Source organism: Candidatus Nitronereus thalassa (genome assembly GCF_032191465.1).
Lineage (GTDB): Bacteria > Nitrospirota > Nitrospiria > Nitrospirales > UBA8639 > Nitronereus > Nitronereus thalassa.
The window spans coordinates 117,022-136,885 of sequence record NZ_JAQOUE010000001.1; the positions used below are offsets into that span (position 1 = coordinate 117,022).

Annotated in this window: 28 protein-coding genes, 1 tRNA gene and 1 pseudogene; 20 read left to right on the forward strand and 10 right to left on the reverse strand. The window is 55.6% G+C overall.

Annotated features, from left to right (window positions below; translation table 11 throughout):
- Nucleotides 1–90: 90 nt before the first annotated feature.
- The 3 genes from PPG34_RS00570 to PPG34_RS00580 are packed head-to-tail and all read right to left on the reverse strand — an operon-like array spanning nt 91 to nt 3,204.
- The gene (locus PPG34_RS00570) at nt 91–1,701 is read right to left on the reverse strand and encodes an ABC transporter permease (RefSeq protein WP_313831178.1); all 1,611 of its coding nucleotides are present in this window, start codon (nt 1,699–1,701) and stop codon (nt 91–93) included.
- Nucleotides 1,688–2,716, reverse strand: coding sequence for an extracellular solute-binding protein (locus PPG34_RS00575; RefSeq protein WP_313831179.1), 1,029 nt, complete (start codon nt 2,714–2,716; stop codon nt 1,688–1,690). Before PPG34_RS00575 ends, PPG34_RS00570 begins: the two co-directional genes overlap by 14 nt.
- A 5-nt stretch (nt 2,717–2,721) precedes the next feature.
- On the reverse strand, nt 2,722–3,204 hold the full coding sequence (locus PPG34_RS00580) for a Fur family transcriptional regulator (protein ID WP_313831180.1): 483 nt from the start codon (nt 3,202–3,204) through the stop codon (nt 2,722–2,724).
- Nucleotides 3,205–3,454: 250 nt separating this feature from the next.
- On the opposite strand from PPG34_RS00580, the gene PPG34_RS00585 reads away from it, so the two are divergent.
- The gene (locus PPG34_RS00585) at nt 3,455–4,021 is read left to right on the forward strand and encodes a hypothetical protein (RefSeq protein WP_313831181.1); all 567 of its coding nucleotides are present in this window, start codon (nt 3,455–3,457) and stop codon (nt 4,019–4,021) included.
- A gap of 72 nt (nt 4,022–4,093) precedes the next feature.
- Here the strand turns inward: PPG34_RS00585 and PPG34_RS00590 are convergent, their stop codons facing one another.
- The 6 genes from PPG34_RS00590 to PPG34_RS00615 all read right to left on the reverse strand — a co-directional run bounded on the left by PPG34_RS00590 (nt 4,094) and on the right by PPG34_RS00615 (nt 8,437).
- Nucleotides 4,094–4,414 carry a ComEA family DNA-binding protein gene (locus tag PPG34_RS00590; RefSeq protein ID WP_313831182.1) on the reverse strand — a complete coding sequence of 107 codons (321 nt, stop codon included), beginning with the start codon at nt 4,412–4,414 and terminating at the stop codon, nt 4,094–4,096.
- A gap of 290 nt (nt 4,415–4,704) precedes the next feature.
- Nucleotides 4,705–6,042: a DNRLRE domain-containing protein gene (locus tag PPG34_RS00595; protein ID WP_313831183.1), complete on the reverse strand. Its 1,338-nt coding sequence runs from the start codon at nt 6,040–6,042 to the stop codon at nt 4,705–4,707.
- An 811-nt stretch (nt 6,043–6,853) separates the two neighbouring features.
- Complete coding sequence (locus PPG34_RS00600; RefSeq protein WP_313831184.1) at nt 6,854–7,294, reverse strand: thermonuclease family protein; 441 nt, start codon at nt 7,292–7,294, stop codon at nt 6,854–6,856.
- The gene (locus PPG34_RS00605) at nt 7,291–7,644 is read right to left on the reverse strand and encodes a hypothetical protein (RefSeq protein ID WP_313831185.1); all 354 of its coding nucleotides are present in this window, start codon (nt 7,642–7,644) and stop codon (nt 7,291–7,293) included. Before PPG34_RS00605 ends, PPG34_RS00600 begins: the two co-directional genes overlap by 4 nt.
- Nucleotides 7,645–7,655: 11 nt before the next feature.
- A complete protein-coding gene (locus PPG34_RS00610; protein WP_313831186.1) occupies nt 7,656–7,982 on the reverse strand; it encodes a hypothetical protein in 327 nt (108 codons plus the stop codon).
- Nucleotides 7,979–8,437, reverse strand: a complete 459-nt coding sequence (locus PPG34_RS00615; RefSeq protein ID WP_313831187.1) for a helix-turn-helix domain-containing protein — start codon at nt 8,435–8,437, stop codon at nt 7,979–7,981. Before PPG34_RS00615 ends, PPG34_RS00610 begins: the two co-directional genes overlap by 4 nt.
- A gap of 38 nt (nt 8,438–8,475) precedes the next feature.
- Between PPG34_RS00615 and PPG34_RS00620 the strand changes: the two genes are divergently transcribed.
- The 3 genes from PPG34_RS00620 (at nt 8,476) to PPG34_RS00630 (ending at nt 11,433) form a co-directional block, all read left to right on the forward strand.
- Complete coding sequence (locus tag PPG34_RS00620; RefSeq protein ID WP_313831188.1) at nt 8,476–8,727, forward strand: helix-turn-helix domain-containing protein; 252 nt, start codon at nt 8,476–8,478, stop codon at nt 8,725–8,727.
- Between the two features lie 118 nt (nt 8,728–8,845).
- Nucleotides 8,846–9,196: a hypothetical protein gene (locus PPG34_RS00625; protein WP_313831189.1), complete on the forward strand. Its 351-nt coding sequence runs from the start codon at nt 8,846–8,848 to the stop codon at nt 9,194–9,196.
- Nucleotides 9,193–11,433: a Mu transposase C-terminal domain-containing protein gene (locus PPG34_RS00630; RefSeq protein ID WP_313831190.1), complete on the forward strand. Its 2,241-nt coding sequence runs from the start codon at nt 9,193–9,195 to the stop codon at nt 11,431–11,433. Before PPG34_RS00625 ends, PPG34_RS00630 begins: the two co-directional genes overlap by 4 nt.
- Here PPG34_RS00630 and PPG34_RS00635 read toward each other — a convergent pair.
- Entirely contained in the window at nt 11,405–11,893 is a 489-nt protein-coding gene (locus tag PPG34_RS00635) for a hypothetical protein (RefSeq protein ID WP_313831191.1), read from the reverse strand. The two genes, PPG34_RS00630 and PPG34_RS00635, sit on opposite strands and share 29 nt — an antisense overlap.
- Here PPG34_RS00635 and PPG34_RS00640 point away from each other — a divergent pair.
- The 16 genes and pseudogenes from PPG34_RS00640 to PPG34_RS00715 all read left to right on the forward strand — a co-directional run bounded on the left by PPG34_RS00640 (nt 11,892) and on the right by PPG34_RS00715 (nt 19,853).
- Nucleotides 11,892–12,200, forward strand: a complete 309-nt coding sequence (locus PPG34_RS00640) for a hypothetical protein (RefSeq protein WP_313831192.1) — start codon at nt 11,892–11,894, stop codon at nt 12,198–12,200. The genes PPG34_RS00635 and PPG34_RS00640 overlap by 2 nt on opposite strands.
- Nucleotides 12,197–12,460, forward strand: a complete 264-nt coding sequence (locus tag PPG34_RS00645; protein WP_313831193.1) for a hypothetical protein — start codon at nt 12,197–12,199, stop codon at nt 12,458–12,460. The genes PPG34_RS00640 and PPG34_RS00645 overlap by 4 nt, the downstream gene beginning before the upstream one ends.
- Nucleotides 12,457–12,630, forward strand: coding sequence for a hypothetical protein (locus tag PPG34_RS00650; protein ID WP_313831194.1), 174 nt, complete (start codon nt 12,457–12,459; stop codon nt 12,628–12,630). The genes PPG34_RS00645 and PPG34_RS00650 overlap by 4 nt, the downstream gene beginning before the upstream one ends.
- Nucleotides 12,612–13,565, forward strand: coding sequence for an AAA family ATPase (locus tag PPG34_RS00655; RefSeq protein ID WP_313831195.1), 954 nt, complete (start codon nt 12,612–12,614; stop codon nt 13,563–13,565). The genes PPG34_RS00650 and PPG34_RS00655 overlap by 19 nt, the downstream gene beginning before the upstream one ends.
- A 7-nt stretch (nt 13,566–13,572) precedes the next feature.
- On the forward strand, nt 13,573–13,749 hold the full coding sequence (locus tag PPG34_RS00660; RefSeq protein ID WP_313831196.1) for a hypothetical protein: 177 nt from the start codon (nt 13,573–13,575) through the stop codon (nt 13,747–13,749).
- Nucleotides 13,746–14,081, forward strand: coding sequence for a hypothetical protein (locus PPG34_RS00665; RefSeq protein ID WP_313831197.1), 336 nt, complete (start codon nt 13,746–13,748; stop codon nt 14,079–14,081). The genes PPG34_RS00660 and PPG34_RS00665 overlap by 4 nt, the downstream gene beginning before the upstream one ends.
- 92 nt (nt 14,082–14,173) lie before the next feature.
- A pseudogene (locus PPG34_RS18300) lies at nt 14,174–14,269 on the forward strand (hypothetical protein); the annotation flags it as partial.
- Between the two features lie 100 nt (nt 14,270–14,369).
- A tRNA-Met gene (locus tag PPG34_RS00675) sits at nt 14,370–14,444 on the forward strand.
- 13 nt (nt 14,445–14,457) lie between these two features.
- Entirely contained in the window at nt 14,458–14,649 is a 192-nt protein-coding gene (locus PPG34_RS00680; RefSeq protein ID WP_313831199.1) for a hypothetical protein, read from the forward strand.
- Nucleotides 14,646–14,939, forward strand: coding sequence for a hypothetical protein (locus PPG34_RS00685; RefSeq protein ID WP_313831200.1), 294 nt, complete (start codon nt 14,646–14,648; stop codon nt 14,937–14,939). The genes PPG34_RS00680 and PPG34_RS00685 overlap by 4 nt, the downstream gene beginning before the upstream one ends.
- The gene (locus PPG34_RS00690) at nt 14,936–15,385 is read left to right on the forward strand and encodes a hypothetical protein (protein WP_313831201.1); all 450 of its coding nucleotides are present in this window, start codon (nt 14,936–14,938) and stop codon (nt 15,383–15,385) included. The genes PPG34_RS00685 and PPG34_RS00690 overlap by 4 nt, the downstream gene beginning before the upstream one ends.
- Before the next feature lie 184 nt (nt 15,386–15,569).
- Nucleotides 15,570–16,094, forward strand: coding sequence for a host-nuclease inhibitor Gam family protein (locus tag PPG34_RS00695; RefSeq protein ID WP_313831202.1), 525 nt, complete (start codon nt 15,570–15,572; stop codon nt 16,092–16,094).
- The gene (locus PPG34_RS00700; protein WP_313831203.1) at nt 16,091–16,603 is read left to right on the forward strand and encodes a hypothetical protein; all 513 of its coding nucleotides are present in this window, start codon (nt 16,091–16,093) and stop codon (nt 16,601–16,603) included. Before PPG34_RS00695 ends, PPG34_RS00700 begins: the two co-directional genes overlap by 4 nt.
- Nucleotides 16,593–17,468 (forward strand): fibronectin type III domain-containing protein, encoded by an 876-nt coding sequence (locus tag PPG34_RS00705; RefSeq protein WP_313831204.1) that lies wholly within the window; start codon nt 16,593–16,595, stop codon nt 17,466–17,468. The genes PPG34_RS00700 and PPG34_RS00705 overlap by 11 nt, the downstream gene beginning before the upstream one ends.
- Before the next feature lie 22 nt (nt 17,469–17,490).
- A complete protein-coding gene (locus tag PPG34_RS00710) occupies nt 17,491–17,925 on the forward strand; it encodes a hypothetical protein (RefSeq protein WP_313831205.1) in 435 nt (144 codons plus the stop codon).
- Entirely contained in the window at nt 17,925–19,853 is a 1,929-nt protein-coding gene (locus PPG34_RS00715) for a hypothetical protein (RefSeq protein ID WP_313831206.1), read from the forward strand. The genes PPG34_RS00710 and PPG34_RS00715 overlap by 1 nt, the downstream gene beginning before the upstream one ends.
- Nucleotides 19,854–19,864: the final 11 nt, after the last annotated feature.

Genomic DNA, 19,864 nt, shown 5'->3' on the forward strand with positions numbered 1-19,864 from the left:
GAGAGACAACAACCAGAAATTGGCAGGAAAGTCCTTCTATTGATAACGCTTAACTCTACAGACCTCACGTCTTACAGTTGACGCATTACGTTAAACAGTGTGTTGTCCCTTTTTCATTAATAGTAAGACGACTGGAATCGTGAGGGCGACGATAAGCAGGGCCGGAGGGGCGGCCAATTGATAGAGCTCTTCACTCGCTTCCAGCCAAATGCGTATGGCGAGTGTATCGAACCCGACAGGACGCAGCAAGAGTGTGGCAGGCAGTTCTTTTAAGCATTGAATAAAGACCAAAATCCATGCACTCATGAAACCGCCACGAACCAACGGCAAGGTGACAGAAACAAATGTTCGGTAAGACCGTGCACCTAAACTCTTCGCGGCTTCTTCGAGATTCGGGGAAAGTTGTTGAAGTGTGGATTCCATTCCCTGCAGGCCGACGGGAAGAAAGTGAACGAGGTAGGCGATGAGGAGCACCACGATGGTTCCATACAGTTCAGGAATAAGTTGAGAAACGAGGACAAGGACTGCAAGAGCCGCCACAGGACCCGGCAGAACATACCCGGTGTAAGCGCCTTGAATACAGAGAAGACTGGACCATGTTTGTTTCTGGCAGGCCAGATAGGCCAAGGGTATCCCAAAGATGATGGTCAACGTGGCAGCGATTCCCGCCAGCCAAAGACTGTTTCCAAAATGATTCCAAAATCCGGTCGAGATAGTGCCTGCCGCCAAGGCGTCCATGGTCCATTGAATAAGCAGGAGAAGGGGAAGACCAAAGGCGGCGCCTACAATCAGCAAGAGGTATCCTGAAAAGGTGATAGTTTGGATCGTGGTGCATGCTTGTGGAATGTGTTTCCGAAAACGACCAGTCGTTTGATAAAACCGGCTTCGCTGTCGAAACCAACGTTCGGCCAATAAAAACAGAAACGTTCCCGAGACGAGGATCATACTTAAGCAGGCAGCTGCGGTATTATCGAAGCGTCCAGTCATTTGGTGATAGATGGCAAACGTAAACGTCTGAAATCGCAACATGGAGACAGCGCCAAAGTCGGAAGCCACGTAGAGAATGGCTAAGAAAAGCCCGGCAAACAGCGAAGGGCGAATCATGGGAAGCGACACGCGAAAAAAGGTGGTCAGTCGACTGGCTCCTGTTGCGCGAGCGGCTTCTTCATAGGAGATATTGAAATTTTTAAAGGCCGATCGCGCCAACAGATAGACAAAGGGAAAGGTATTGAGCGACATCACCAGAGTGGCACCAGAAAAACTAAAGGGCGAAAAAATTTGGGCGTCCGCCCCCGCCAGCACCTGCCACGCCTGTTCCAAAGCCCCATTTCTTTGAAGGAGGTAGGTGTAGGTGTAGGCCAACACATAAGAAGGAATGGCTAAAGGGAGAATGAGCAACCAATCCCAAAGAGTAGAACCGAAAAAACGGTAGCGAGTCAGGATCCATGCAAGAGAAACGCCAAGAAGCAGGTCAATGAAGGCGACACTGATTGCCAAGGTAAAGGTGTTAAATAGCAATTCCGGGATGCGCGTGGTCCAAAGCCGTCGCCAGACAGCCCCATCGGCGGTGAGGGCCGAGAAGATGACATAGAGGAGGGGAAGAGTGATGAGTCCGGCAAGGATAAAGGCGAGAATGATGAAGGGGGAGGGCAGGCGCACACCCCAACGGGGCAATGTGGTGAGGGAATTAGCGGAGGCCAACGTGCTCAATCACCGTCATGGTGGGGTCGCGAAGTTCTGAGAGGCGAGCCAGTGGCACTTGGGCGACTTGAAAACTTTTCAATGGACGAAGACCAGGGTCCGCATCCACACTGGTGTTGAGCGGATATTCTTTATTGCTATTGGCAAACATTTTTTGGCCCTTGGGGGAAATGAGAAATTGTACTAAGGCTTTGGCTTGTGCGAGATGTTTGCTCTGTGCCGTAATGCCTACACCCGCGGCATTTAAGACGACGCCCATGCCCTGTTTTTCTTGGTCAGGCAAGAGTTGTGCGATGGGGGCATCCGGATGTTTCGCAAGATGCCGACTGATATAATAATGATTCACCAACCCTACTGCGACTTCTCCCCGAGCGACTGCCGCCACGATTTGTCGATTTTTTCCAAAGACAGAAGTGCCAGCATTTTCTTTGAGGCCTTTGAGAAACTGTTTGGTCATGGCCTCGCCCTTTATCTCGCGAATGACCGATACCCCGGTTTGAAGATACTCGCTTCCGGCAGTGGGAATAGCGACTTTGCCTTTCCATTTGGGTTGGGCCAAATCCAAAATTGAAGAAATCTCTGAAGGTTTGACCATGGTGGTGTTATACACCATGACCCATATGCGTCCAGACAATCCGATCCAGCTATTATCGGAGGCGCGAAAGGTGGACGGAATAGCCGTCTCAATTCCAGGAATGTCTACGGCTTGAAGGAGGTGTAGCTCACGAGCGCGTTCAAGGGCTCCGGCATCATTGGTGAGCAAGATATCAGCCGTTGTGCGAGAACCTTCTAAATTGAGTCGATTGACGAGTGCCGTGCTATCAGCCGTCAGCATTTGGATAGATATTCCGGATTCGGCTTCAAAGGCATCGAGTACAGGCTTGATCAATCGTTCGGCTCGCCCGGAGTATACGATCAGTGATTCTTTGGCCATGGAAATTGAGGGGCCAACCAGGACCGAGACGATAACGAAAGCGATATAAACAAGAAATTTACCAAACGATTGAAAAGGCATTAGTGTTATCTCCGTACGTCTTGATTGCTGAGGTCTTTTCCACAATTTTTGCACTCGCCACTCGAGAGCTGGACGGGATTGCCATACAGTTCCAGTTTATGGGTGCGAATGGTAAATCCATTTTTTCGTGCGACTTCTTCTTGGAGTTCTTCAATTTGACAATTCTCAAACTCGATGATTTTGTCGCATGTGGTGCAAATGAGGTGGTCGTGATGTCCTTTGTGCGCTACATTATCAAACTGGGTTTGGGTGCCGAAGTGTTGTTCCTGGGCCAGGCCAGTTTCGCAGAGGAGTTTTAATGTCCGATAGACCGTCGCGAGGCCTATATGCGGATCTTTTTTGGCAAGCAGGCGATACATTTGCTCTGCCGTAACATGTTCCATTTTAAGAAACGTCGTGAGAATGTTTTCCCGTTGCCGCGTCAGCTTCAGATTATTCTTCGACAGATGATGTTTGAGAATGTCAAGTTCTTTGGTAGGTTTCGCCATCAGTTGATTCTCTTTCTCAATTCACTTCCCTATTAAAACCAAATTATTAGGCAGGGGTCAAGCAGGAAAACGGAGGGCCATAAATGGGATTGTTTCATTGTGGTTGAATGAATATTGCCCGTGCACAGGCGATGTTTTTAAATTCTGTTGACGAGTCTCCCTGAGCCTCGATAGGATCGCGCCCTTAAAACTTTACAGTTATGCGGTGTTCTTGACCCAGTGCAGGATGCCAATAGTTAGATAGAAAGCTATGAGAAAACCCCACGATATCACCATTGACCGCACCCTTCTTATCTATGTCCTTCACTTAGCAGAGTCGAAAGAGTTTTCGATGGTGAGTGATGTGAAGCTCCAGCATTTGGTGTTTTTGGCTGCGTTGCAAATGCTGGGGAAAGGATTGCGAGGATTTCATTATGAGTTTATGCGATACCCTTATGGGGTGTTCAGTAAAGATCTCGATAACGATTTGCTGGCGATGAGGAAAAAAGAACAGTTGCAAAACTTTGATGTGGTGGGACAATCTGAAGACTGTTTGCCCCTCTTGGAAGCGGCTATTCCCGGGGTGGAGGCTCACGAGCAAATCATGGAGATTATTCAAACCGTGGTGGATACGTATGGTGGCCAAGATTTGGGCGAAATTGCCAAATCCGTGGAAAATGTGGAAATTAGCGCGGTGGATAAACCCGATGAAAAGTTATTGATTCTGGATATACCCTTTCACACGATGATGCTGGTGCCCTCTCGCATTGAGGTGACTGGTGAACTTACCCTCCCTCCAAAGACGATTTCTCAACTCAATCGTATGCTGAGTTTGTAGGGCCTATAGTAGAGGACGGGGCCGCGTGAACAGTGCACTCGACCCCGTTAGGACCCTCCGCACAGGCAGGAACTACTTGGCTGAAGTTGATTGAGTGGCGATCCCAATCGTGAGGTGCTCTTTGACCTTCGTGAGCTTCGCTTTGCCAATACCTTTCACCTTGGTTAATTCCTCCACGCTCTTAAATGGACCCATGTCCTTTCGGTAGGAAATGATACGCTGGGCGATTTCCTTCCCAATGCCCGGGAGTTGTTCAAGTTGGGTAGCGCTGGCCGTGTTTAAATCAATTTTTCCTTCAGTCGCGAGTCCGAGACCAGGAAGACTCAAACACAACACGAAAGCCAACAGTCTAATAGTCACGTAGGAGCGCGCCAATTGTTGTAAGGAATTCATACACTGTTCCTCCTTTGAAAAAGAATGAATGATCATTTGCCAAACCTCCTGATAGTGTGAATAAAAGCAGAAACTGTGCCAGTTTCTGATGCTGTTATGCCTCCCCCTTCAAATACCTTGAATTAAAATAAGAAATTGAATCTATTATTACGTAGAACATCTGAGTTTTATGGCATAAGCAATCCTTCTCCAACTGTAGGTATCTGAATACGGTTTCGGGATTTACAAGATGGATTGCGAATGACCATGGGCCCAAAGACCTTGGGGGCGTATTCATTCTGAAATAGACCTTAGCATGGGTCATTTCCTGCACCTGGTGTTCCTCTATCGAGATTTATTCCAATGGTTGTCGTACTTGCACACCAATTGGAAGCATCGTTGTTTTCTAGCGCATCAAAATTGTTCGGGTTCAGACTCAGTGATGCACCGTTGGGGATGGAAAACGAGGGCGTTTCATATTTCACCCGATCGATTTCCTCTCCATTGACGTCAAGAATTTTGATGGTGTCTCCGCCATTATTGAGGGTAATGGATGTGTATTTGTAGGCGACTGTAATTCCACCATTGCTTGCAGAATCGTCATTGTTTCCGAGCACCAAAAAGCCGCCTTCCGGAATTACAATGGGATTGGTGTCTGGAATGACATGTGTGTTTCCACTTTCCTCTTCGATGGTCCAACCTCGCATGTCGATGGCTTCCTGACGTGTATTGAAGAGTTCGAACCATTCTCCGTTTCCATCAGTCACGGCCGAGGGGTTAATCATGAGTTCCGTAATGATGACATCTCCTGGATTCGCATCATTTAGAGCAATAGGAGGTGACGGTTCCGTTGATGGCGGTGGTGCTCCACATAGAATATTCCCAATGGCATCGAAACCTGTGAGAAACTCCCCGGTCGGACATTGTTGACCAACCATGATGAGGGCTGGTGTGACGCCTTGCATGCCTTGAGGCCCTGGTGGACCAGGTAGCCCCCGAGGTCCTGGTGGACCTTCAATTCCCGGTTCTGCCGACAGCACTACTTCAATTTCCATAGGGTGGCTGGTGTCGTGATTTTCTTTACTATCGATTTTGATCTTAAGGGGGTGGGAATGATCTGATACCAAAGCGATTCCAAAATTTGTAGCAGGGTGCTCGATCCATCCTTGAACAATGGTAGTCACATCAAGAGTGATGAATTGATGTGTGTCAGATTTTTTGATGCTGAGACTGTCAAAAACAGGCGAAGTGGGTGGCGTTTGATCGCCACGAATCGTGCGTTCATCCCAGTCAGCCAAGATTTCGTGAAGGTGAAGTGTCCCTGACCTGTCTACCTGATTGAGCCACAACCGTAAGGTCGCGCGTTCGATGCTTTGATCGGAAGAGAGAGGCGAAAGATCAAACTTCACGAACCCTTGAGTTTCTTTTTTATGACCGAACCGTTGAATGGTGATGGTGCTGTGGTTGCCTCGATGAGCAAAATAATTTCTTTGATGTGATCTCCAAGGGAAATGCTTATTTGGGGGGGAATGATGATCAATCTGTAGACTTCGATCATCGGTCACATGCAAGGTAATGCCATATGCGGAGGGAATTCCAAGACAGATTACTGAGGTCAGGATGATTCCAAGACGGACTGGGCAGTGCATAGGTAGGCTCCTGTGAGTTCGTTGCAAATTTTCACGAGAATCACCCTGCCGTCCTGGCTTCCATGATTAACCATTCTTTGGTTTAGGTCACAACGATGTATCTCCTGATTGTGTTTGTTCTTCCCTCATCGATCTGACGAAAGAGTGGATTGCGAAATATTCAAAAATCGTAAGCAGATTATGTGCCAATGAATGTACTCCCTGTTTCTAATGCGGAAAGGTTTTGTATTAGCTGGGATATTTTGGAATCCCTTAGGAAAGAACGTTGAGGGGGAAATTATTATAGTTTTCCAAATAATTTGAGAATCCGGTAGTGAGTGGGAATGGATGGGAAGATGCGGAAAAACAAGAGGTTAGAGGCTTTTGAATTTCCATCTTGTTTGAAATAATTTGAGAAAGGGCGGTGGATAATGGGAATTTTGTGCATATAATTTGAGAAAGGTGGCAGCTCTATGCCGCGTTCATAAGTGTTGTTTAATTCAGTAGAAAATGGCCATTTAGTATGCCTTGACGACCTTTAAATTGGGCCAAAAGGCCAAATCCTAGTGCGGATCCCAGTGCGGCCTCTAAATACAACCCATCAAAAATCAATATTGTTCAATATTCATGGCCGCACTAGGCGATTTGAGAACGGCTTAAATGAAGAAATTTTTTTAAATCCTAGTGCGGTGTTGTAACCCTTAGGTAGTGAAAAAATTTTGATGTTTTTTGAGCGATTTTCCACTTAACAGTAAAAAGCGGAAAGGTGGTTTTAGAGTTGACGATGGCTCTGTGCCGGGGCTTTGTTTGGGATTTCCTACTATGGTAGGGATTATTCAGTTTTGATTGGTGTACACCACCAGGTGGGAGAGGGAGAATGTCTGACGTCGGCGGCCAGGTGGTTGGCCAGCAATACCTCTCCGATATCCACCCCATCGGCAATGATTCGGGCATCGATGCGGAAAAAATCATCGCGGGTGGCGTCACGGAGATGGATCACGCGAGCCTTGCTCAAGAGGTCGCGCACAAAGTTGCGGGCCTCAATGGCCAGGGTTTTTTCGCGCTCGCATTTGCCGCGAATTTCCGGGGCTTGCACGGGCTGGAGACGAATGGGCACTCGCTTGCCGAGCAGAGGATGAACACCAGGAATGGTCATGGTGCAAGTGTCGCCGTCATAACAGGTATGATAGATGACGTTGTCGAAATCAAAGCCGGCCAACGCGGAGGAGGGCAAGAGAAAGATAAAAGCCAACAAAAATGAGTGAGGTTTCATGGGCCAAGAATTTCTACCACGCGAATGGTCCAATTGGAAGGGGAATGTACCTTTAAATAAAACTCTCCTCCCACAAATTGCATAAGAAAGCCTCGCTTTCCCTCCTCTTGACTGAATCCAACCATTGGCAAATCTCCAATGCTGGAATGAACAAGCACTTGAAAAATCGGGCCATCGGCCTCCCAGTGAATTCCCCATCCAGACGGGACATGAAAGGTTTCCGTTTGTGTACTGCCTTGCCCTGTGAATTGAATCACCTCACGTTCCGAGGCAAGCCCTGGCCTCGGAAACAATGCGAGCAAGGTCAAGAGGCCAAAAAGTGCAACGAATTTACAGGTCAGCCGTTTCATGATTTCCTCTGTCATTGCAATTGAATGACTTTCACTTTCCAATTTTTGTACCCCTGCATTTCGAGATAAAACTTTCCACCCTTCGGATGGTAGGATGAGCCGGTTTTGGAACCTCCCGCGATATTGGCCAACTTCCCATCCGCACCCATAATATTGATTGAGAGATTATCATCAGCTTCCCATTGGATTTCCCAATTATCCTCAATGGTGAACGGTCTGAGGGTCTGAATCCCTGAGCCAGTATACTCGGTTTGCAGTGTTTCTACGCAGGCCCAGGCGGTGGTTGAGATGATCACCATGGCCAATGCCACAAGTATCATTGATGAGATTTGCTTCATTTTTTCCTCCTCTTTTTGGGCGGACTTTTCGAGCCTTTTACTATATCATATTCATGCCGCTTGAGGGTGGCACTCACTACAGCCTGGATCATATCTGGATCCTCCTCTAGCCGGATCGCCTCAATGCAGTTTTGCGCCAAACTCCGTTTGGTGCCATCGAGATTTTTCCACTCATTCAATAGTTTTTCAAATCCTTCCATGGCGTGGGTTCCATAGGCCGCCCTCGCCTCCGCCACCGCTTGATCCAAAAACTTCGGACCCTCTCCGGTTTTTAGCCATTCGATGCGGCACTGACTCTCGTAGGCCACTTTATACAACCACGCCTCAGGGATCTGTGCCCGTTTCAAGGTGGTCGAGATATTCGACGGCGTGGTGCCGAGAGTGGCCGCCAGATCTCGCTGGCTGGTCACTTTCAGCACCTCCATGATTCGTTTCAAAACCGCCGTATGTTTCATAAAAAAAGTTCGCAAAAATGTATTGACAAACTTCGCAAATGCGAATATATTCCGCTTCACCGATGTTGAGAACTAAAAACCAGCACAGCCTCAGAATCCGCTCGGAACTCACTCGCCGCGGGTGGACTATGGCCGATGTCGCCAGGCGCGTAGGGTGTCATCGTAGCTTGGTGACACGGACCGTTTCTGGTGAAACCTACTCGCCAAGGGTGGTGCGCCTGCTGGCCAAAATCATCGGCGTGCCCAAGAAAGAATTGTTTCCTGGTCAGGTGCCGCCACGCTCAACATAGGTGAATAAATTATAGGTTTCTCTTTGGCTTGACAATGTCGAATTTTGAAAAAAAATTTCGTGATGACGTATCCAGGAAAGGGGAGTCCCAGGATGGTTCTTTTGAGGGGGCCTTTTCTTTGATCTCTCGCGATCTGCGTCAGGCGTTGGTGGGCGCCATTCGGCACTCCAATTTCAGCCGCTATGAAGTGGCGGGCCGGTTGAGTGAATTGTTGGGCCGCGAGGTCTCAAAATACGTCTTGGACCGTTGGCTTGCGGAATCGGCCGAGGAGTCCCGTATCCCTGCCGAGGCCGTGGCGCCTCTGTGCCAGATTCTTTCTACGATCGAACCCCTGACGATTCTCGCGCGGTCGCTTCAATGTGTGGTGTTGGAACCAGCGCAAGCCAGGGAAATGCAGATTTTAAAACTGCGGATTCAGCGACAGGAAATCGATCGGCAATTGCAGGCCTTGGAGGGCGAGGTGAAATGAACGGCCCTCACTATCTCACGGTGCAGGAGGCCATGGATTTGTTGGGGATCCAAAAGCGTACGCTGTATGAGCGCATTGAGAGTGGGTTGTATCAAGTGAAATTTGAAGACGAGAAAGCCGCCAACGGCAAACGGCCCATGAAAATTGTGTTGAGTTCGTTGGGGCCGGCGGACCAGGCGCGGTGGTGGATGCAGCGCGCACGCGCAGCCGGGGAGGGCGCGAACCATGCCGACGATCCAGCCGTCGAACCTGGCACGGCACAAGAACCGGACGAGACCAGCCCTCTCAATCTCGCGGAGGTGTCCGACGGTGCGCGTGATGAAGCCTTGCGGCGATTGCCCATCGTGCAAGCCGCCATCGAAATTTTGGAAACGCAGTCACGCGCGGCCTCCCGCATCAAGGCGCTGGCCACACGCCACGGCCTCGGCCCTGCCACTCTCTATCGCTGGATCAAAGCCTTTCGGGAGGGCGGATATCCGGCGCTCATTCCGGGATGGGGTAAAAAAAAAGGCACGTTCACTGCCCTCTCAACGGAGCTTCAACTGGTGATCGCGGAGGAATATCTGCAGCCGAGTCGCCCCTCGCCCACGACCATCTATCGCCGCGTGCTCGACGTCTGCGCGCATCTCGGGCAGCCCGCGCCCTCGTCCAACACCATCAATCGGTTTCTCATGCACATTCCCCGGTCGGTGCAAACCATGGCCCGGCACGGACACAAAACCTGGCGCGATAAAATGGAACCCAAAACCTTTCGCGATCTCAACGCTCTGGCCCCCAACGAATTCTGGTGCGGCGACCACCGCAAGATGGACGTCTTTGTCCGGATCTCCCACGCCCCGGACGCCAAAATTTTCCGCCCCTGGCTCACGGCCTGGATGGATCTCGGCACGCGCACCTGTGTGGGGTGGCAGGTGGCGCTCGTGCCCAACTCCGACACCATCGCCATGGCCCTGCGCAAAGGCATGCTGCGATTCGGCGCGCCGCAATCCTTGTATGTGGACAACGGCAAAGACTATCGCAGCGAATATTTGAACGGCAAAGCCGTGGTCTCCGCCAACGTCGGGCTGGATGGACAGACACAAGAAATCTTTTCCCCCGGCGTGCTCTCGCCGCTGGGCGTCACCGTGCGCCATGCGAATCCGTATCAAGGATGGTCCAAACCCATCGAGCCCTGGTTCGGGCACACCTTTCCCGAGTGGGAAAAAACCTTGCCCGGTTGGTGCGGGTCCGACAACAAACAACGTCCCGAAAAACTCGAACGCGAAATCCGCAACGGGTCGCTGCTCACGCTCCCCGAATTCACCGCGCGCCTGGCCGAACGTATCGACGACTATCATCAGACCGAGCATTCCGTGTTGCAGGCCACGCCCATTTCGCAATGGGCCGGCGTGAAAATCGAAGTCCCATCGGCGCGCGCGCTGGATCTGCTGCTCATGCGCCACAAACCCGTCAAGGTCTACACGCAAGGGATCAAACTGTTCGGGGCCGCCGGACGACCGCGATTCTACTGGCACGACGATCTCGCTCTCAAAGTCGGACACACCGTCGACGTGCGATACGACCCCAACGACATCGGCCGGCTGTATGTGTTCGACCGAGGAAAATTTCTCTGCGAGGCCGAGAATCAAGAGGCGTTGAAGATGGGCGCCTCCCAGGAGGATCTCAAGCACCTGCACCGTCGCAAACAACAGGCCAAAAAAGCCGTGCAAGGCTATCGCGACGCGCACCGCGACCTCATGAACCAGGAGCACGTGCTGGAAACCCTCGTGGAGGCACGCCAGCAACAACAAGTCGTCAACCTCGACGTGCGCCCCTCGGCGCCGGGTCCAGACCCGCATGCTGGCCCGCAACCCGGCACCGTGCACAAACCCGCTCGCACGCCATTTGATTTCACCGCCCGCCGCTTGCAGATCTCTCGCGCGACCACTCGCTCGATCTCGCCACCACCGGGATCGATGGCCACCCGGCCAGGCCGCGCGGGGAGCCCATCGACCTCTGGCTCGACCGAGTCCTGCGGATCCGGGAGTGACGCCCCGGTGCAGCCACTCACCAGCCGACCCAGCCCGACCGGCCCTGGCCTTTCCCCCAGGCGCCCGTCGGCCTCGATGGACCAGAGCGACGATGTGCTGTCCGAATTGTTGGCCGATGACCGCGAGGCGCCGTCCGATCCGCTGCGCCCTGACGCCCTGCCGCCCGAGGACGCCGACCTCACGCTGGAGGATTTGCTCGATGAGTGACTTGTGGCTGCCCACTGGTGCCGTGCGCGTCATCTGCGACGAGCCAGATTGCGACGGCGGGTTTCATGAATGCCATGACTGTGGCGGTGACGGCTGGGTGTTGGGTGACTGTTTCGAAGATTGTTGTTGTTGCGCGGACCCGGAATCCGAGCACGATTTTCTGAAGTGCGACATCTGTGACGGCGCCGGCGGCTGGCCCTGTCCGGCAGTCCCGGCAGAGCACGACGTCTTGGAAGGAGAATGCCCATGAACAAGGTCCAAGAGTTCCATCCGGTGGTGTGCGAGTTGGATGACGCGCAATGCAACGGGCGGTTTCATGACTGTTGGAATTGTGGCGGGGATGGCTGGGTGGCCAGCGAGGACGGGAATTTTTGGGGAGAGGAATACACCTGCCACCATTGCCACGGCAAGGGCGGCTGGCCCTGCCCGGCAGCCGAGCTGAATGAAAGGACGTGCGCATGAGCCTGCCCCCATATGTCTATGAACTCGGCACGGCCTGGTCCGAGGAGACCTGCCGCCGGCTGGATCAAACATTCGGTCGCGACGGCTGGACATGGTATTCGCCGTTCAAGGCCGAGCATCGCCTGGGCACGCTCAATGGCGGGCGCTGTTGGTGCTGCGCGGCCATTGCCGCCGCGCGCATTGCAGTCAACGTCCGCGGCCACGTCGCGGAATACGATATGTGCTGTGTTCATGCCGCGCAATACGACAATAAAACCTGCGACGCGCCAGAGCGTCGTCCTCAAGAGAAAACGGTGAACGCATGACGCACAATGAATTTCTCGATCGGTTGATCCTGCTGGACTGCCTCTACAGTTTCAGCGTGACCTCCTACAAACGGAGCGCCTCACGCAACGCCGCGGTGGGCGGGCATCCACAGTCCCGGCATCGCATGTGGCTGGGGTGTGACGTGGTGTTGGATGATCCCGGCCAGCTCATGAATTTTCAGACCGAGGCCAAACGCCAGCACTTGCGAGTCCTCGATGAAGGCGACCATCTGCATGTGCAACCGGAGGATCACGCATGAGCGGTCAAACAGCCAAAGATGCGAAGGCGGCGCGAGAATTGCTCTCGGGCAATGGCCGTGAGTGTCGGGTTCCAATTGTGAGGCATCATGGTGTCACCTGTTCTCGATGTGGAATGTTGGCCATCCTTCACGATGAATGGGAGGACGAAGAATGGACGGACGAATCATGAGCGGCCTGTACACCCCGGAAATTGAACTCGTCCTCGAGCAAGGCCGCAAGCTGCTCGACCAGCGGAGTGCGGAGGGCCGCGCGCTGTCATATGGCAAGATCGCCAAAGACCTCGGCATGTCCGCCGCATCGGTGTCGAATTTCTTCAATCGCAAACAGGTGGGGGACGTCAAAAAACTCGCCGACCTGCTCAAACATTTCATCGAGCGAGAACGCGCGCGCGACGAGGCCTCGCTGCTCACAGTGCCGTTCACCGACACGCGGCAGGCCAAGAAAATGATGCAGGCCTTGCAGTTCGCGCACCAATATCATCGGCTGGTCGCCGTGGTCTCGCCGCCTGGGACAGGCAAGTCCACCACCGTGCAGGAGGCACAGCGGCGAGACCCTTCCATCGTGCGCGTGCATGCCGCCAACTTTTTCGGCCCCACGGCCACGTTGCAGGAAATGTGTGAAGAGCTGCGCGAGCCGCAGACCGGGACCTCCCGCGCGTTGATGAAACGCATTCGCGCCAAACTCAAAGGCACCGGCCGGCTGCTCGTCATCGACGATGCCCACAAACTGCGGCCCAACGCCCTGGACACCGTGCAAACCGTGTACGACCAGACGGGCATCGGCATTGTGTTGTTCGGCACGCGGGAATTGAAACGCATCCTGACGGCCATCGACGAACGCTCCGAGCAAATGGCCTCGCGCGTCGCCGGCCGTATTTGGGAAATCCCCGAGGTGGATCGCAACGACCTCGCGTTGATCCTGGGTGCCGTCATGCCCGAGGACCACGTGGAGGAGGCGCTGCATCTGTTGGAGGACGACCCGTCCACGCTCACGTCGCCGCGCCGGCTGGGCAACGTCATCGAAATCGCCGGACGCCTCGCGCAAAAACACAAAGGCGCGCTGGGCCTCACCCATATTCGTCAAGCCATGAAACTCTCGGCATGAGGAAACCATGAAGACTCCCGACACTGACGCCGGACGCATCACGGAAAAAATCATGGAGGCATTTCATGACGTGCACGGCATTCCCATTGTGAAGCTGTCAGGGACGCCTCAATACAATCAGGTGTGGTCGTTTGTCTATCGAGTCCTGGATTCTGAACTGTCAACGCGAAAGGCCAACGGATGACCACGCAACTCTCCATTCTGGATGAATGCCAACGCCGCACCGAGCAGGCGCTCGAGCGGGTGGACGCCAACGCGGACGAGATTTGGATGGCGCATGCCTTGAAGGTGGTCGAGCGCGTGGCGAAAGCACAATATTTGTTTTCCACGAACGATCTCTGGCCCCACCTGGACCAGCCGCGCGAGCCGCGCGCCCTGGGCGCGGTCATGAGCAAAGCGCAGGCCATGAAATGGATTTGGGCCACCGCCGGATTCACGGAATCCAATCGCCCCACGCAGCACCGGCAACCCATCCGCCTGTGGCGGTCGTTGATCTTCGTCGAGGAACAATCATGAGAGAAACGCAGCCTTCCATTTCAAAGTGGGCGCTCGAAACGTTTGGGGAGGCCGGCAGCAATCTGCGCGTCGCTGTTCGGGCCAATGAAGAAATGGCAGAGCTGCTGCGTTGTTTGAGTGTCGATGACGAGCATGAACAAGCCGGTGAAGAATTGGCGGATGTGATCATTGTCTTGAATCGTTTGGCCACTCGGCTGGGTGTCGACGTGGAGGATGTGGTCGACAGAAAAATGGCCATCAATCGAACGAGACGATGGCGAAAGGATGGGTCTGGTCACGGATATCATGTGCGGGGTGGTGGAACGGTTCCATGCCGGTCTCATACGCCGGAGGTTGCGGGTTCGAGACCCGCCCCCGCAACCACGCAGGAGGACTCATGATGACACGTTCGCTGTTTGTGGTCTGCGATGCGTCGGATGAACCCATGCTCGATGGCTTTGCCGACTCGGCGGAGGACGCCGTGAAAAAATTCTGCGTCGCCAATCACCTCACCAAGATCGGTTTTGAAGAATATGCCTTTCACGTGCGCCACGCGACCGTCATGCTCGGGGAGGTGTGCCAGCCATGAGACTCGAGGCCGACGTGCATGTGTGCCATGCCAAAGGCTGCGGCACGCCCATTCCCTCGCGGCTGCTCATGTGCCGCCCGCATTGGGCGCTGGTGCCGCCGCCGCTCAAGCGCCGGGTGCTGGAGGCCTTCACGCCGGGGCAAGAGCGTGGGCAGGTCCGGCCCAGCCAGGAGTGGACGCAGGCGGCCATGGCCGCCATCAAAGCCGTGGCATTGACCGAGCGGCATCAGGCGGAGCAGACGGCCGTGCCGGTGTCTGACGAGATGCCCGTGGAGGTGTGGTGGCCATGACCAGCAAGCAATTGGATGCGGCATTGACGCGCACGTTTGAAGCCGCCCGCTGGGCCGACTCGCACGGCCAGCCCACCTGTCCCAAATGTTTCGACGCCGAGGATGTGCGCGTGGTCACGCAGCCCTCGCGGCCCCAGGTCTGCCGAGGCGCGGTGCCGTCGTATCACTGCACCTGCTGCCTTCGGTATTTCGCATCCACGTATGACACGCCCTTGCAGCAAACCAAAATCCCGCTGGCCTGTTGGGCCTGTGTGGTGCTGGCCGGCCGGCCAGGCTCGCTGTACGAGGCGTCCCAGGCCTGGGGCATCACGCGCAAGGCGCTGTATGCCATGCTCCGCAAACTTGAACCGGATCATCCGTTCATCGGGCGTTGGCGACAAGCGTTGAAGCGTGCCGGGATCACGGCCGAGCAATGCCACCGCCATGCCGTCAAGGAGGGTGCCTGATGTTGAGACGACGACTCCAACCCTTGAATGAATGTTGTGCCGAGGGCGTCTGGGTGGTGTGGACCGCGTTGGGACCGCGCCGCGCCTGTGAGCGATGCCGCTGCCGACGCGGGCCGCATCTCCGCCGGACGAGCGTCCACCGCCGCCGGCAATGGCCATCCCTGAAGACCTTGAAGGAGATCGCATGAAACCCTTGAAGCCCTTGACCTCGTGGCTGGAGGTGGACGAGGCCATCAAGCAGCTCGGCCGCATTCAGATCGAACGCGACGCCAAAGAGGGCGCGATGAACAAGTCCATCACCAAACTCAAAGAATCGTATGGGATGAAAATCGATCGGCTCGATGACATGGCCGAGGCGGTCGAGGCGGCCTTGGAAAAATGGTGCGAGGCGCACCGCGACGACATGGCCGTGGTCAAAAAATCCGGCGGCCTCACGTGGCGCGGCGCGTTCGGCAAAGTGGCGTTTCGGAAATGTCCGCCGTCGGTGTCGTTCACCAAAAAAAATATGGCGGCGATTTTGGCGGCGTTGAAATCCCGCAAGCTGTTCAACTGCATCCGCACGGTCGAGGAGCCCAACAAAGATGCGATGGTGCTGTTGGACAAACAGACGCTCCGAGAGGTCGGCGCCAAAGTGGGCGCCGAGGAAAAATTCGAAATCAAACCCGACTATACCGTGATTCAATCCACCCCAACCGGGAGGCCCTCATGACCCGTTCACTGTTCATTCAATGCCAGTTCACGGCGCTGCGTGCGGCGCTCGATCAAATCTTTCAGGCCATGGCCAATGCGCTGGCCGCCATCAAGCGCCCCGTCCAATTCTTGTATCTGCTGATGGCCCTGTCCAGTCTGGCTGCGCCGGCCTGGGCCGCCGAGACGGATTTCGATTTGTCACAGCCCAATGAGTTTCGTGTACTGGGGGATCTCTCCAATGTGCAGAGCCTCACGCTGCGCTGGAGCGAGACCGCCGGCGGCCCCTATACCGAGGTGGACATTCCCGTGCCTGCCGGCACCGTGGACGAGACGTCGCATGGCATCGCCAGCAAGGGCGAGACATTCACGATCGAATGGCCCGGCCTGCTCGTCAATGGGCAGCCGTCGACCGTCAAGACCAGCGTCCACGTTGGACGCGCCTCGTTTCGCGTCTATTGGACGATCCGCGTCACCACGGCGGATCAATCGATCATCGACACCCCGGAGCAATCGCGCGATGTCTTTTAAATCCCTGGCCGCCCTGGCCGTGCTGCTCATGTGCCTGGCGCCGGTCGCCCATGCCGCACGGTTTGAAAACATGTGCCACGGCGTGGAGTGGACCGCTAGTGTGGAGTCCGAGGGCCGCCCGGTGGACGGATATGTGGTTCTGGTCAGGGCGGCGGGATCTCCAGGGTGGAGTGTGGAGCATGTGCTGCCAGGGCGGATGAATACACATGTGGACTGTACCGCCATCCCGTTTCTGCATCGGCTGGGACGTTTTGAAATTTCTGTGAGAGCCTACAACGGAGCCGGTCACAGCCCTGAGGCGCCTGTTGTTGTCAGTGAACACTATCCGCCCGTCCGCTGGGAATATGCCGCGACGCCTGTCCCCGAGCCCACGCCCGATCCGACACCCGATCCCACGCCCGCGCCGGATCCTGTCCCCACGCCAGACCCGGCCTCGGCTTTGTTGAGTCAACTGACGCTGCATGCCGACTTTGGCGAGTCTCCGCCCACCATTCAGGCCGACGGTGTGCGCGTGGGGGCCGAGGTGTATTCGGACACCAATCACACGTTCACGGCGGTGCCGGCGGAATATGTCGGCGCGCCCTATATTCAATTTCCCAACAGCGCACGATTCCATACCGGCGCGCGTGACGTCAGCGTGAGGCTGCACCGAACCGCCCGGGTGTGCATCGCCTATGATGCCTTCAAGCGCGACCTGCCGGCCTGGCTGGCGGACTATCATTGGAACACAGTGGACACGATCCAAACCTCCTATACACGCCTGGCGTTGTATTGCCAGGAGAGGCCCGCCGGGATGGTGGAATTCGGCGGCAACGCCGCCCCGGGCTTTGTCATGTACACCGTCGTGGTGGTGGAGGCCGCCTGATGGCAATAGAGGACTCAAGCAAATGCCCGAGCGAGTGATCGATATCGTCAAACCAGGGAATGCGCGGATCATTGCGGAGTATACCGTGATGGGAACGCGGGCGCAGGAGATCAAGCCCGCCGAACTGGCAGAGCCGAAAATTGCCAAGGATGCCGAGCGGCTCGTGGAGATTCAACGGTTGGATGCGCTCCGAATTGAAAGCGCCATGAAGCCTGTCAAGCGATGGAACCGCCCCGAGGATCGAAAGGGGGCGGCGCAGGAGGATGCCTGGGCAGGCGTGGTGACGATTTTTGTGCGCGGGGTTCGGTATACGCTGGATGAATCGTCCAGGACCTCCCGACGGATTCCCAATTTGAGCGTGCTGAATATTGATCTGAATCGAGAAAGTATTCCCTGGGCGTGGAAACTTCTGTACCACGCGGAAGATCTCGCCTGGCAGGGAAAGGACAAGCGCTGATGGTGGTGCTCGAACAGTCCGCGAAAAATAGCAGCCCGGACAATGTGGACTCGATTGACGTCACATTGGCCAGCACGGCGACCGCCAATCGCGTCCTCATGGCGCATGGGGTGCGTCGATCGTTTGCCTCCGGCATGACGATGTTGATCGAGGATCAAAATGGGGATGGCTTCACCGACGTCGGCGCGGACGCCGATACGTTTCGCGATGAAGGGCAATCGGGATGTTTGGTTGTCTTGCGCTATAAAGTGGCGGAGGGCGACGAGGACACCATCACCTTTGGCAATACCGGCAGCGATACCAATGAGGAGATTTGCGGATGGGTTGGAGAACATAGCGGCCTTGAAATTGCCTCCCCAATAGACGGCAGCCCGGTGGCGACCACGGCGATCAACGCGGTGGCTACAGACCTGGCGAATGGTGGGCCGACCACGACGGTGGCCGACACGATCGTGTTTGCCGCCTATGGGCATGCGCTACAGAATGGTGTGCAGACCGGACAGTCCTGGACCAATTCGTTTGTAGAGCTGGCCATTGAAGATCCCACAGCCGCTGGCAGCGATTGCTCCCTTCATCTGGCATCGAGGGTGGTCTCTGCAACCGGGACCTATGGCACCACCATGTCGTGGGATGATTCGTGCGCCGCCGGGTCGGTCATGGCGGCGTTCAAAATCGCGGCCAATGAGATCGAATTTGATGCAGCGGTGACGGTGTCCGTCACGGCGGCCGCCGAGTTGACCACCGCCATTGAGATGGAGGCGGCGCCGTCCCTCGCCATCGACACCGCCGGCGCCTTGACCACCGCCATCGAAATGTCCGGCAGCGCCTCGCTGGGCCTCACGGCCACGGCGGAATTGCAGACCGGCATCGAGATGACGGCGGCGCCCACACTCGCGATTGACGGCAGCGCCGAATTGACCACGGCCATTGAGATGTCCGGCACGGCCACGCTGGCCGTCACGCCTGCCGCCGAATTGACCACCGCCATTCCGCTGTCCGGCACGGTGAATCTGTCGCTGGCCACTGCGGGAGAATTGACCACGGCCATCGAGATGGCCGCCACCCCCACACTCGCACTTTCAGCATCCGCCGAATTGACCACGGCCATTGAGATGTCCGGCACGGCCACGCTGGCCGTCACGCCTGCCGCCGAGTTGCAGACGGTGATTGTATTGGAGGGCGCCGTGGCGTTGAGCCTGTCGGCCTCCAGCGAGCTGGTCATCGGCGTCAAGTTCGATGGCGCGGCCCTCATGACCATCACCACCACCGGCGAGCTGCTGGTCGTCGATCGATTCGACGCAGCCGTCACGGTGTCGCTGTCGACGGCTGCCGACTTGACCACAGCCATTGAATTGGCGGCGGCGGCCACGCTCGCGATTGACGGCAGCGCCGACTTGACCACGGCCATTGAGATGTCCGGCACGGCCACGCTTGCGCTGACGCCCGCCGCGGAGTTGCAGACCGTGATTGCATTGGATGCGGCTGCGGCGTTGTCATTGAACGCGGACGCCGAGTTGACCACCGCCATTGAGATGGCCGGCAGCGCGCTCCTGTCCGTCACGACCGCCGGCGACCTGTTGACCGAGATCGTGTTTGCCGGGCTCGCCCCGTTGACTGTGCAGGCCACGGGCGAGCTGTTGACCGCCATCACCATGGATGGCTCGGCGGTGCTGGAAATTTCCGGCGCGGCCGATCTGGTGCCGGATCTTTCCATTGCCGGCACGGCCACGCTCAACATCACCGCCGTCGGTGACATCGCCACAACCATTGCGCTCGACGGCAACCTGCAGCTCGTCGTCACGGCCACCGCGGACTTGCTCTTGCCGTTCACCATCGTCAACGAGGTGCATGTCACCGCCTATTTTGCACACACACTCACGCGCGAGGCGCGCTTTGGCAAAACCCTGACCCGCCTCGCGGAATTTTGAAGGAGGACCGC

Bases quoted from the DNA above. Each gene is read 5' to 3' on its own strand.
- PPG34_RS00575 (WP_313831179.1), bottom strand. From the start codon at position 2,716: ATGCCTTTTCAATCGTTTGGTAAATTTCTTGTTTATATCGCTTTCGTT.
- PPG34_RS00580 (WP_313831180.1), bottom strand. From the start codon at position 3,204: ATGGCGAAACCTACCAAAGAACTTGACATTCTCAAACATCATCTGTCG.
- PPG34_RS00585 (WP_313831181.1), top strand. From the start codon at position 3,455: ATGAGAAAACCCCACGATATCACCATTGACCGCACCCTTCTTATCTAT.
- PPG34_RS00590 (WP_313831182.1), bottom strand. From the start codon at position 4,414: ATGAATTCCTTACAACAATTGGCGCGCTCCTACGTGACTATTAGACTG.
- PPG34_RS00595 (WP_313831183.1), bottom strand. From the start codon at position 6,042: ATGCACTGCCCAGTCCGTCTTGGAATCATCCTGACCTCAGTAATCTGT.
- PPG34_RS00600 (WP_313831184.1), bottom strand. From the start codon at position 7,294: ATGAAACCTCACTCATTTTTGTTGGCTTTTATCTTTCTCTTGCCCTCC.
- PPG34_RS00605 (WP_313831185.1), bottom strand. From the start codon at position 7,644: ATGAAACGGCTGACCTGTAAATTCGTTGCACTTTTTGGCCTCTTGACC.
- PPG34_RS00610 (WP_313831186.1), bottom strand. From the start codon at position 7,982: ATGAAGCAAATCTCATCAATGATACTTGTGGCATTGGCCATGGTGATC.
- PPG34_RS00615 (WP_313831187.1), bottom strand. From the start codon at position 8,437: ATGAAACATACGGCGGTTTTGAAACGAATCATGGAGGTGCTGAAAGTG.
- PPG34_RS00620 (WP_313831188.1), top strand. From the start codon at position 8,476: ATGCGAATATATTCCGCTTCACCGATGTTGAGAACTAAAAACCAGCAC.
- PPG34_RS00630 (WP_313831190.1), top strand. From the start codon at position 9,193: ATGAACGGCCCTCACTATCTCACGGTGCAGGAGGCCATGGATTTGTTG.
- PPG34_RS00640 (WP_313831192.1), top strand. From the start codon at position 11,892: ATGAGCCTGCCCCCATATGTCTATGAACTCGGCACGGCCTGGTCCGAG.
- PPG34_RS00635 (WP_313831191.1), bottom strand. From the start codon at position 11,893: ATGCGCACGTCCTTTCATTCAGCTCGGCTGCCGGGCAGGGCCAGCCGC.
- PPG34_RS00645 (WP_313831193.1), top strand. From the start codon at position 12,197: ATGACGCACAATGAATTTCTCGATCGGTTGATCCTGCTGGACTGCCTC.
- PPG34_RS00650 (WP_313831194.1), top strand. From the start codon at position 12,457: ATGAGCGGTCAAACAGCCAAAGATGCGAAGGCGGCGCGAGAATTGCTC.
- PPG34_RS00655 (WP_313831195.1), top strand. From the start codon at position 12,612: ATGGACGGACGAATCATGAGCGGCCTGTACACCCCGGAAATTGAACTC.
- PPG34_RS00660 (WP_313831196.1), top strand. From the start codon at position 13,573: ATGAAGACTCCCGACACTGACGCCGGACGCATCACGGAAAAAATCATG.
- PPG34_RS00665 (WP_313831197.1), top strand. From the start codon at position 13,746: ATGACCACGCAACTCTCCATTCTGGATGAATGCCAACGCCGCACCGAG.
- PPG34_RS00680 (WP_313831199.1), top strand. From the start codon at position 14,458: ATGATGACACGTTCGCTGTTTGTGGTCTGCGATGCGTCGGATGAACCC.
- PPG34_RS00685 (WP_313831200.1), top strand. From the start codon at position 14,646: ATGAGACTCGAGGCCGACGTGCATGTGTGCCATGCCAAAGGCTGCGGC.
- PPG34_RS00690 (WP_313831201.1), top strand. From the start codon at position 14,936: ATGACCAGCAAGCAATTGGATGCGGCATTGACGCGCACGTTTGAAGCC.
- PPG34_RS00695 (WP_313831202.1), top strand. From the start codon at position 15,570: ATGAAACCCTTGAAGCCCTTGACCTCGTGGCTGGAGGTGGACGAGGCC.
- PPG34_RS00700 (WP_313831203.1), top strand. From the start codon at position 16,091: ATGACCCGTTCACTGTTCATTCAATGCCAGTTCACGGCGCTGCGTGCG.
- PPG34_RS00705 (WP_313831204.1), top strand. From the start codon at position 16,593: ATGTCTTTTAAATCCCTGGCCGCCCTGGCCGTGCTGCTCATGTGCCTG.
- PPG34_RS00710 (WP_313831205.1), top strand. From the start codon at position 17,491: ATGCCCGAGCGAGTGATCGATATCGTCAAACCAGGGAATGCGCGGATC.
- PPG34_RS00715 (WP_313831206.1), top strand. From the start codon at position 17,925: ATGGTGGTGCTCGAACAGTCCGCGAAAAATAGCAGCCCGGACAATGTG.